Origin of the sequence: Methanoculleus sp. UBA413 (assembly GCF_002502935.1) — an archaeon.
In the GTDB taxonomy this organism is placed as follows: Archaea; Halobacteriota; Methanomicrobia; order Methanomicrobiales; family Methanoculleaceae; genus Methanoculleus; species Methanoculleus bourgensis.
Window position 1 is genome coordinate 6,417 of the sequence record NZ_DAQR01000077.1, and the last position, 5,761, is coordinate 12,177.

The window sequence follows — 5,761 nt, forward strand, 5'->3', positions numbered from 1 at the left end:
ACTCCTGGTCGCCGGTCGGTCACCCTGGAGCAGGTAACCCTGCCAGACAAACGACACCTCTCTGTGAGGTTGTGCGCAGCGGCGAGAGAGACGTTCGCCGCCGAAGTGTGGAGGCCACACCACGCCCACCGGGAGCGGCCGGGAAGGCCTCCTCTTCCTGATCGAACTCCAATCGACACAATTTCCTGCGAGGTGAACCAGGCGATGCAGATGATCGTGTCATCCTCCCGGCCCTGACGCTGACCCCGGTATCCCCCTCCACCTCCGGCGGGTGACCATCTGTGGTGGGCCGGGCCCTTCATCCTTCAGGTGGCCCGCCTGGAATATCGATATGGCCCCCGCGGGCAGGGCCCCTATCCGATCAGCTTGATAAGCCCGTGCCGGGGTTCGAGCAGCTCCCCGCCCCGTTTCAGCTGCTCGATGGTGTACTCGATCTTGTCGCGGGAGAAGCCCTGCTGAATCAGGATATCGATGACCTCATCGACCTTCGCCTGGCCGCCGGATTCCCCGGAGAGGTTCCTGATGGTCTCCTTGACCGACCTGATGATATCGCGCTGCGACTTCGTGACGCCGGTCACGAGCTTATCGATATCGAAACTCCCGCTCTCTGCGTCGTAGGCGACCTGCCGGAGACAGGCGTCCACGATGCGGAGGATCCGGTCGGTATCCTCGGTATCGACGGTGTTTGAGAGCCGCATCCTGGCGCTCGCCTCAGCGAGACGGACCAGCGCCTCGAGCTGCCGGGCAGTCACCGGGACCGGTTTGTTCCCGCTCGCGAGGTTCCGGAGCCGCATGTAGTAGGCGATCAGCGCCTCCTTCGCGCCGTCGGAGAGGATGGGGAAGCAGGTCCGTTTTGCATAGGCGATGTACTTCCGCAGGAGCACTGGATCGATGTCCGGGGTGACGGGCGCAAGCGCACGCTCGATGTACTCCTCATCGACGTCGGGCAGCGGCGAGTACTCGTGCTGCTTGATCAACTCGCCGACGGAATGCGTCTTGATGATGTGGTTCGCGATAGCCCCGTCACGCTCGGCCTCGGGCTGGTCGGTCATCACGAAGATGAGGTCGAACCGCGAGAGGAGCGACGGGGGCATGTTGATCTGTTCGGCGATCGGGACAAACTGATCGAACCGCCCGAGTTTCGGGTTCGCCGCACCGAGGAGCGCACACCGGGACTTCAGGGTCGCGGTGATGCCGGCCTTGGCCAAACTGATAGATTGCTGTTCCATCGCCTCGTGGAGCGCGCTCCGGTCCTCCTTCGCCATCTTGTCCATCTCATCGACGGCCGCGATCCCCATATCCGCAAGGACCAGCGCACCGGCCTCGAGCGTCCAGCGGCCGTCGCCGAACTCGTCCTTGACCGCCGTCGCCGTCAGCCCGGCCGATGTCGACGACTTCCCGCTCGTGTAGATCCCGCGTGGCGAGAGTTTCACGACGTAACGGAGGATCTGACTCTTTGCTATACCAGGATCCCCGACCAGGAGGACATGGATATCGCCGCGGAGACGGGAACCATCCGGCATATCCTTTGCGATGCCGCCGAAGAGCTGGAGCGCGATCGCCTCCTTCACGTCATCGGTGCCGTAGATCGTCGGCGCGATCGACCGGGTGATCTTTTTGTAGATCATCGGATCGCGGGCGAGCGCTTTGATCTCAGCCTCGTCCTCCTCGCTGATCGCGATCTCCTCAAACTCCTTCTCCGCGATCTCGATGAAGTTGCACTCAAGGTAGATATCAAAGAGCGTGCTCTTCTGGCCGTAGTTGATCCTCTGCACCGACCGCAGGATGCCGTTCACCACAACCCGGTCGCCGGGCGCAACCTGGCCGGTGAGGTCATCGGTGGCATCGACATCGAGCGTTTGGGGCTGCTCGCCGCCCCTGAGACCCTCGGGCGACTCCTGGATCCGGAGTTTCTGGGTATCGACAAACCGGCACCGGTTCATGACCAGGTCAAGGCGGGTCTTCCTCTCACAGTTTGGGCAGAAATCCGGTTCATCGAACCGCCCGTAGCCCTGGATGACCGGATCGGTGAGTTTCCCGCAGGACCGGCACCGGAAGACCGCACTGACGATCCGGGGGCGCACCTCGGTGGTCTTCCGGAGGATCCCCTCGATTGCGACGAAGGTGTTGATCTGCTCGGCCCTGATATCCCGGACATCGGTCCTCTGCGGCAGGTTCGTGAACCTGATATTGATACGCTCGGGGTCCTCGCCATCCTTGAGCTTGATGAGTTTGTTCTGGATGATCGCATCCCTGATATCCCCGATGACCTTCCCCGGACTCCGCAGGAGCTCGAACGCCAGCCGGTTATTCAGGATCGACCGGTAATCGATGATGAGCGACCGGTTATGGGGATACTCGCGGGAGAGCTCGGCGAGCTCCCGCTTGTACTGCTTCTTTAAAAACTTCGTCCACTCACCGACGACATCGGTGACCTCGACGGTTACCTCTTCAGGCACGGCCTGATCCCTCACCTGTGCTGCTCTGCGGCAAGGACGAACTTAGCAAGCAGCGCCTCCATCTGGATATCGCTGCTCGCTCCCTCCGAGAGGCGGAAATCGGTCTCGCCAAGAGCATCTATCAGTCTCACCTTGAGCGGCCGGGGCAGGTCACGCCTGACCAGTGAGCGGTAGCACTGGTTGATCAGCTCGTTCGGGGCGATGCCCCGGCCGCGGATCAGTTCAGAGAGCGCCTGCTCGGCCTCGTCGAACCGCCCCTCCATCGAGAGGTCGAGGAGTTCGTCGATCTCGTCCGGGCGGGCCGTTGCGGTGATCTCGTAGATCATCTCTTCATCGATCTCGGGCCGGAGGATGGCAGCCCCCTGCAGGGCGTTGATGGCCTTCCGCATATCCCCGGAGGCAACGTAGACGATGGCGTCAAGCGCCCCGTCCGTGACGGTGAGCCCCTCGATGGCGGCGATCCTCGTGATCTCCTCGATGACCGCCTCCCGGTCGAGCGGCCTGAACCGGTAGATGGCGCACCGGCTCTGGATGGGGTCGATGATCTTTGAGGAGTAGTTGCACGAGAGGATGAACCGGCAGGTCCGGGCGTAGGTCTCCATGGTCCTACGGAGAGCTGCCTGTGCATCCGTGGTGAGCGCGTCCGCCTCGTCCAGGAAGAGGACCTTAAACGTCGCTCCGGCGAGCGGCGACGTCCGGGCAAACTCCTTGATCTGGTTTCTGACGACGTCGATACCGCGCTCATCGGATGCGTTCATCTCCCGGAAGTTCATCTGCCAGGAGTCGCCGAAGAGCTCCCGCGCAAGCGCCACTGCGGCGGTCGTCTTACCGATCCCGGCGCTCCCGGTGAAGAGGAGATGCGGCAGGTTGCCGGTCCTCACGTAGGATTGAAGGCGCACCACGATGTCCTGCTGTCCGACCATCTCGTCGAGCCTTCTTGGCCGATACTTCTCTATCCAGATGGTGTGGTTACCTTCCATTTGCATAGAAGTTGGTGCTCGTGCATCGTAAAAGGATCGTCCCTCCCCTCCGGTGATCCTTTTTAGAGGGGTGAGGGTGAATATAGAGTAGAAGGAAACACCGGGGGTTCGAGTGGAGATCGCCGTCCCTCTCCTCCGGGACAGATGACTGATATGGAACCTGCAGAACGGGTATTTGCACAGGAGTTCTCCGCCGCGCGGCATACAGTGGAGTCCGGGGACGCATCATACGTGGTGACGCCCGGGGGGGCCTGGTGCCGCCGCATCTTCATCGTCGGCGCCCTCACCGGGCGGAGGGGGAGCAGCGATATCATGCAGGCCAGGGTAGCCGACCCCACCGGCACGTTCCAGGTCACGGCTGACTGGCAGAGCCCTGATGCGGTCGAGACGCTCGGCTACATCGAGCCGCCCGCGTTTGTCGCCGTCACCGGCCGGGCGGCGCTCACCGGTTCCGGACCACAGGCGTACGCAACCATAGACGCCGAGGCGGTCAACGTGGTGGACCGCACTGTCCGCGACCTCTGGGTGCAGAAGACCGCCGGCGCGACGCTTGATCGGCTCGAAGCGCTCGAGAAGGGCGGCGGCGATGAGCGGACCGCGACGGTCATCGGGCTCTACGGGACCACAGATGAGGATCTCAAGAACATGGCGGGGATGGTCCGGACGGCGCTTGAGAGCGTCTGCCCGGGTGCCGCCGTCGAGATCGCGCCCGCGGCGGGGCGTGACCTCCTCCTTGCCGCTCTCGGGTCCGGGGAGATCCCGGTCGACGACGCCATCGCCCTTGGGGTGCGGTCCGGCCTCTCCGCACAGGAGGCGCGGAGGGCGCTTGAGGAACTCCTCGCTGCAGGGGAATGTTACCAGCCCACATTGGGCACGATAAAACTGATCTGACACGATATGCGCCTGCATTTTGTTGAGAACGGCCCGGCTCTCCTGGTCGAGCATGACCGACGCGTGCTGGTCATCGCCGACCTGCACATGGGCATCGAGTCGGGCCTCGAACGTCACGGCGTCCACGTAACGAGCCGGAGCGCCGCCCGGAGAGACCGGGTGCTCGCCTGCATCGAGGAGACGGAGCCCGACCTCCTTCTCCTCCTCGGTGACGTCAAACACAACGTCCCGGTCACGAGCAGGCAGGAGTACCTGGAACTCCCCGGCGTCCTCGATGCGTTCCGGGACCGCGTGCCGCTCCAGATCGCGCCCGGGAACCATGACGGCGGTATCGGCCGGTTCCTCGAACCCGGAGAACTCCTGCCCCCTGACGGTACGATCATCGACGGTGTCGGCTACCTCCACGGCCACACCCACCCCGACCCCGGGCTCTTCGGCCACCTCATCATCCTCGGCCACCACCACCCGGTCGTGTCGCTTCTGGATACCGTCGGATGTGCCGCACGCGCCCGGCCGGCCTACCTCTACTCGGGGCTCGCCGCGCCCTGCCTCCCTGAGGAGACGCAGCCAGAGAGCCGCACCCGGCTCCTCTTCGTCCCGGCCTTCAACGAGTTTGCAGGCGGCATCGATATCGGGCGGCTGCGGGGGAGCGGGCTTGGCCCCCTCTCCCGGTGCATAGATGAGAAGACTGCGGAGGTGTTTTTAGCGGATGGCACATACGTCGGCTCCCCTGCCACGCTCTGCCCCGGAGACGGCGGCTGATCTCCTCGACCCGGAGGTGCGGGAGGTCGCCCGGAGACGGGGGTTTGTCGAACTCTCGGAGGCCCAGGAGCAGGCCATCCCGCTGCTCCTTGAGGGGAGAAACCTGATCCTGGTGGCGCCGACCGGCACGGGAAAGACCGAGAGCGCGATGTTTCCGGTCTTCGACCGGCTTCTTGGGACCGCCGGACCCGGGTTTAAGGCGCTCTACATCACCCCTCTCCGGTCCCTGAACCGGGACATCCTCTCAAGGATGGAGTGGTGGTGCCGGGAACTCGGGCTCTCGGTCGGGGTCAGGCACGGGGACACGCCGCAGAACGATCGAAGGAAACAGTCGCTCAATCCTCCTGACCTGCTCATCACGACGCCCGAGACCCTGCAGGCGCTCTTCATGGGCAAACGCCTCCGCGAGCACTTGAAGAATGTCAGGTACGTCGTCGTCGACGAGATCCACGAACTCGCAGACAGCAAACGGGGAGCCCAGCTCGCGGTGGCGCTCGAACGGCTGGCCGCCTACGCGGGGGAGTTCCAGCGGATCGGGCTCTCGGCGACCGTGGGAAACCCGGACGAGATCGGCCGGTACCTCTGCGGGACCAGGCCGTTTGCGCTTGCCGAGGTGCCGGTCGCAAGCCACCTTGATATCAGTGTCCGGTTTGCCGGGGAAGACTTCGC

6 protein-coding genes are annotated in these 5,761 nt (G+C 63.9%); 4 read left to right on the forward strand and 2 right to left on the reverse strand.

All coding sequences use genetic code 11. The features are described from left to right. Positions 1-237 (forward strand): hypothetical protein (locus BP858_RS05920; RefSeq protein WP_286879093.1); only part of this gene is annotated, 237 nt, incomplete at its 5' end. A gap of 116 nt (positions 238-353) precedes the next feature. Here the strand turns inward: BP858_RS05920 and BP858_RS05925 are convergent. Then, the gene (locus BP858_RS05925; protein WP_286879094.1) at positions 354-2,459 is read right to left on the reverse strand and encodes a minichromosome maintenance protein MCM; all 2,106 of its coding nucleotides are present in this window, start codon (positions 2,457-2,459) and stop codon (positions 354-356) included. Positions 2,460-2,470: 11 nt separating this feature from the next. Next, positions 2,471-3,439, reverse strand: coding sequence for a replication factor C small subunit (locus BP858_RS05930; RefSeq protein WP_062262990.1), 969 nt, complete (start codon positions 3,437-3,439; stop codon positions 2,471-2,473). Positions 3,440-3,592: 153 nt separating this feature from the next. On the opposite strand from BP858_RS05930, the gene BP858_RS05935 reads away from it, so the two are divergent. The 3 genes from BP858_RS05935 to BP858_RS05945 all read left to right on the forward strand — a co-directional run. Continuing rightward, positions 3,593-4,330 carry a hypothetical protein gene (locus BP858_RS05935; protein WP_286879095.1) on the forward strand — a complete coding sequence of 246 codons (738 nt, stop codon included), beginning with the start codon at positions 3,593-3,595 and terminating at the stop codon, positions 4,328-4,330. Positions 4,331-4,336: 6 nt separating this feature from the next. Further along, positions 4,337-5,092, forward strand: coding sequence for a metallophosphoesterase (locus BP858_RS05940; protein ID WP_062262985.1), 756 nt, complete (start codon positions 4,337-4,339; stop codon positions 5,090-5,092). Continuing rightward, a partial coding sequence (locus BP858_RS05945) for a DEAD/DEAH box helicase (protein ID WP_286879096.1) occupies positions 5,040-5,761 on the forward strand: 722 nt, incomplete at its 3' end. The genes BP858_RS05940 and BP858_RS05945, both read left to right, overlap by 53 nt.

Bases quoted from the DNA above. Each gene is read 5' to 3' on its own strand.
- BP858_RS05940 (WP_062262985.1), top strand. From the start codon at position 4,337: ATGCGCCTGCATTTTGTTGAGAACGGCCCGGCTCTCCTGGTCGAGCAT.
- BP858_RS05930 (WP_062262990.1), bottom strand. From the start codon at position 3,439: ATGGAAGGTAACCACACCATCTGGATAGAGAAGTATCGGCCAAGAAGG.
- BP858_RS05935 (WP_286879095.1), top strand. From the start codon at position 3,593: ATGGAACCTGCAGAACGGGTATTTGCACAGGAGTTCTCCGCCGCGCGG.